The following is a 4,422-nucleotide window of genomic DNA, read 5'->3' on the forward strand; positions in this document are numbered from 1 at the left end:
CCTAAAACCCAAATCTCCCTTACCAGGATCGATCGAGTCCTTGTCCCCAAAAAGCGGTAAATTTACTTACGGTAATATCGCCCAAAACCTGCGTTTGACAAGCGAGGCGGAGATTGCGGCTGGGGGTATGGGGTGGAAAGGCTCGACGAGCGGTATCTTTCCAATTTGGCGGCGATACCTCACCCTCGATCGCGACTGCACATGTACCACAGGTACCGATGCCCATACAATTAATTATCCGAGCATTTCCATTGTAAAGATCTACCCCATTGGCGAGTAATACCTGACGGAGGTTGGCTCCAGTTTCGCAGGTAAAGTTTTTTCCTTGGGCGGTGACTTGAGGCACGATCGTTCTTTAAAGTAAAAGCTGATTCTATTTTCTCGCAATTTTGTAACACTTGCCACCGGACTTACTCCTTACCTATCACTTCTTACTTCTTACTTCTTACTTCTTACTTCTCCCCCATGATTCACATCTACGATACAACGCTCCGCGATGGCGCGCAGAGAGAAGGATTGACTTTATCGGTTGAAGATAAACTCAAAATTGCGCGGCAACTCGACCAATTAGGCGTACCGTGGATTGAAGGTGGTTGGCCGGGTGCTAACCCTAAAGATGGGGAATTTTTTCGACGGTTGCAGCTAGAACCGTTAACTCAGGCGCAAGTAGTGGCTTTTTGCTCTACCCGTCGCCCTGGCGGTAGGGCTGCTGAAGATAAAATGCTAGCCGCGATAATTGCCGCTGGGACGCAGTGGGTGACAATTTTTGGTAAATCGTGGGATCTCCACGTTACTGAGGGCTTAAAGACCGATTTAGCCGAGAATTTGGAGATGATTCGCGATTCGATCGAGTACCTAATTTCTCAGGGTAGGCGCGTAATTTACGATGCCGAACATTGGTTCGATGGTTATAAGGCAAATCCCGCATACGCCCTTCAAACTTTGCAAACTGCGATCGCGGCTGGTGCGGATTGGCTGGTATTTTGCGATACTAATGGGGGGACGATGCCCCCAGAAATTACCCAAATTGTCAGCGACGTAATTAATACTCTCGATCCTCAGCGACAGCTTCAATTTGGCATTCACTCGCATAACGATTGCGAACTAGCCGTAGCCAATGCGATCGCAGCAGTAACCAGTGGCGCGACAATGGTACAAGGCACCATCAATGGCTATGGCGAACGCTGTGGCAATGCCAATCTCTGCTCGATTATTCCCAATCTCCAACTCAAACTCGGTTACTCCTGTCTCACCGATACCAATCTCACCCGCCTGACACAGGTAAGTAGATTCGTCAGCGAAGTCGTTAATGTCGCCCCTAATGATTACGCCGCCTTCGTCGGTAAATGCGCCTTCAGCCATAAAGGTGGCATCCATGTCTCCGCCGTCGAGCGCAACCCCTTCACCTACGAACATATCGCCCCCACCCAAGTCGGCAACGAACGCCGGATTGCCATTTCCGAACAATCGGGATTGAGCAATGTGTTAATTAAAGCCAGCACAATGGGATTGACGCTGACAAAGGAAGATCCGCGCACCCGCCAAATTTTAGCCAAACTCAAAGAATTAGAATACCAAGGCTATCAATTTGAAGGAGCCGAGGCGAGTTTTGAACTATTAATGCGCGAAATTTTAGGACAAACCTCGACGTTATTTACCATCCAAGATTTTCAGGTACATTGCGCGATTCTCCCGAAAAGAGACTACGCTAACGCCACCCAACACCACTCCCTCGCCACGATTAAAATCGCGGTAGATGGGCAAAATATTCTCGAAGCCGCCGAAGGAAATGGCCCCGTATCGGCTCTAGATGCCGCCTTACGCAAAGCATTAAGTCAGTTTTATCCAGAGTTAAATAAATGCTATCTCACCGACTATAAGGTGCGAATTATCGACGGCGGTGCAGGAACTTCGGCGGTAACTCGCGTGTTAGTAGAGTCGAGTAATGGCATACATCGCTGGACGACGATCGGCGTATCTGATAATATCCTCGAAGCATCGTATCAAGCTGTCGCTCAAGGGATTGAATATGGCTTATTAGTGCGCTCTCCTCAAACTTGTAGTTTGGTGGATGTCAAGTAAATTTAACTTCAGATCGATCGTCAGCTATTTAAGCTTGTGTAAGTACGCCAGCCTCGATCGATGGCACCTTAGCCGGGGGCTGATATTCTCCGGCTGTTACCGTCCGCGATCGTTGGGTTTTAATCAGCGATACTTGGGTAGTAAGCAAGAAACTAGTCAGACTGGCAATCACAATAACGGGCACCATTGAGGTGTCGGCAATTACGCTCAAAATCACCGTACTGCTAATCGGAGTCTTGGTAATTGCCACATTTACCGCCGCCATCATACATACCATTGCGATTGTCGGATGGATCTGGGGGAAACCCAGCGAAATCGCTAAACCCACCACCGAGCCAATATAAAACAGCGGGAAAATAAAGCCACCCCGAAAGCCAGCATGTAGCGTACAGCTAATGGTGAGCATTTTCGCCAATCCGATCGCTAATAGTAACGCAATCCCATAGCTAGCACCATGCTCGATGACTGTCTCGATTTGCTCCTCACCAAAAAATAACGTCTGGGGAAAAACTAAGGCAATTAACCCGATCGATAATCCGCCCAGCGTTGCCAGTAAAATTGTTTGATGATGTAGAGGTGCTGTCAAATAGCCCACAGTGCGGAACACCAGCACGAATAACAAGGCAACCGCCGCCCCTACCGCACCCAAGATCGCCCCTTCCAGCAGATTCATCAGCGTCAAGGGTGGAATCGGTGCAAAGTGGTACATACCGCCGATCGATAGCCCCGTACTAAACCGAAATACGGTAAAGCTCAAAACCGCCGATAGCACCGCCGGAATAATCGCCTCATAGTATTCCAACCCGCGACGGTGGGGAATTTCGAGCGCGAACAGTGCCCCACCCAACGGCGCACCAAAGAAAGCTCCTAGAGCGGCACTCATGCCGCAAAAGGTCAGAATCCGCACCGAAGCCAGCGATAGATTTAGCTTGGTACCCACCCAGCCACCAATACTACCATTCACCTGTACCAGCGGTGCTTCTGGCCCCGCGCTACCGCCAGCCACGATCGAGAATAACGACGCGACAATCATCGCTGGAGTCTGTTTCATATCGATCCGCCCCGGATCGTGTACCTTATCTACCACAAAGGCAACTTCCCCAGGCAAACCCATGTAATAGAGCGATAGCCCTACTAATAATCCACCCACCGAAGCAGCAATCCACACATAATTGTGGATGAAAAACTCCCCAGGAAAATACACTTGGATCAGCTCCGGCACCTGCGTCCACACGAGGTGCATCGAACCTTCAATCAGGTAATAGTAAGCAGTAGCAACTAATCCCCCAGCAACGCCAATGGCTGCCGACCAAAACATCACTTGGGAATAACTCAGATCGCTCAAAATAGGAGCGGCAGTACTCATTAAGGGTGATTCATTTGTTGCATCAACAGTAGATGACTCGTGAGACATTGACGACATAGCATTCTCCTGAGATCGATCGAGGTAGATTGAGAACTAGGAATAGAGAGATACCGGGCACTTAAATTAGGAACACTAATACTTGAGTTTTTTATAATCTAACCCAAATTACTACTTACTCAAACGCTGATGTTTGAAACCACCTGAGAGTGGTTTCAAACTGACAAGATTGTAAGTAACAAATTAGGTTTGCATAATTAGAAATTCGCTCGAATTCCACTCGGTTCGACTGCTAAAACATTATCCAATCCAAAAGAGTTTTGTGGTTCCTTCAGAAAGAAGGCACACATGAAAGCACATACTAAGGCAGTGATACCCATCGAAGCAAATAAAGTCGGTGCATCAGTCAAACTGAAAATAGTTAGATAAACTACACCACCAAAATTACCATAAGCACCGACATTTCCCGCGACTTGTCCAGTAATTTCTTTCTTAATTAACGGCACAATTGCATAGGTACCACCACAGCCAGCTTGAGCGAATAAAGCTGAAAACATCGTCACGCCAACTGCTATAGGTAAAGCCCACGTTTTATCGATTTGATGGGCTACTAAATAGGCAATCCCGATTAATCCGGTTACTACAGTCATCGTCCATTTCCGACTTCCAAATTTATCAGAAATAAAACCACCACTAGGGCGAGAGAAGAGGTTTAAAAATGGATATGTAGCCGCAATCATCGCGGCGGCGGCATGTTGAAGTCCGAATGTTTTCTCGAAGAAGACAGGCAACATCGACACAGCAGCGAGTTCGGAACCAAAACTAGCAATATAGGTAAATTGCAGCAGTGCAACTTGACTGAATTCATACCGCTCGGCTGGTGCAAATTGCTTTCTACCCAGTACTACATCCCGATTGACTAGCCAAGCTTGATAACTTTGGTAAGCATATAACGCCGCGAGTAAGCCCCAAATGAA

The 4,422-nt window shown here is 47.8% G+C and carries 4 protein-coding genes; 1 reads left to right on the plus strand and 3 read right to left on the minus strand.

Annotated elements, in window-relative coordinates; translation table 11 throughout:
• Positions 1-19: 19 nt before the first annotated feature.
• Complete coding sequence (locus Q0R35_RS10725; RefSeq protein ID WP_295617442.1) at positions 20-346, minus strand: 2Fe-2S iron-sulfur cluster-binding protein; 327 nt, start codon at positions 344-346, stop codon at positions 20-22.
• 119 nt (positions 347-465) lie between these two features.
• Between Q0R35_RS10725 and cimA the strand changes: the two genes are divergently transcribed.
• A complete protein-coding gene (cimA, locus tag Q0R35_RS10730; protein WP_295617445.1) occupies positions 466-2,082 on the plus strand; it encodes a citramalate synthase in 1,617 nt (538 codons plus the stop codon).
• A gap of 28 nt (positions 2,083-2,110) precedes the next feature.
• Here cimA and Q0R35_RS10735 read toward each other — a convergent pair whose 3' ends face one another.
• Complete coding sequence (locus Q0R35_RS10735; RefSeq protein WP_366944867.1) at positions 2,111-3,448, minus strand: chloride channel protein; 1,338 nt, start codon at positions 3,446-3,448, stop codon at positions 2,111-2,113.
• A gap of 254 nt (positions 3,449-3,702) precedes the next feature.
• A partial coding sequence (locus Q0R35_RS10740) for an MFS transporter (RefSeq protein ID WP_295617452.1) occupies positions 3,703-4,422 on the minus strand: 720 nt, incomplete at its 5' end.

Origin of the sequence: Chamaesiphon sp. GL140_3_metabinner_50 (assembly GCF_025361915.1) — a bacterium.
Classification (GTDB): domain Bacteria; phylum Cyanobacteriota; class Cyanobacteriia; order Cyanobacteriales; family Chamaesiphonaceae; genus Chamaesiphon.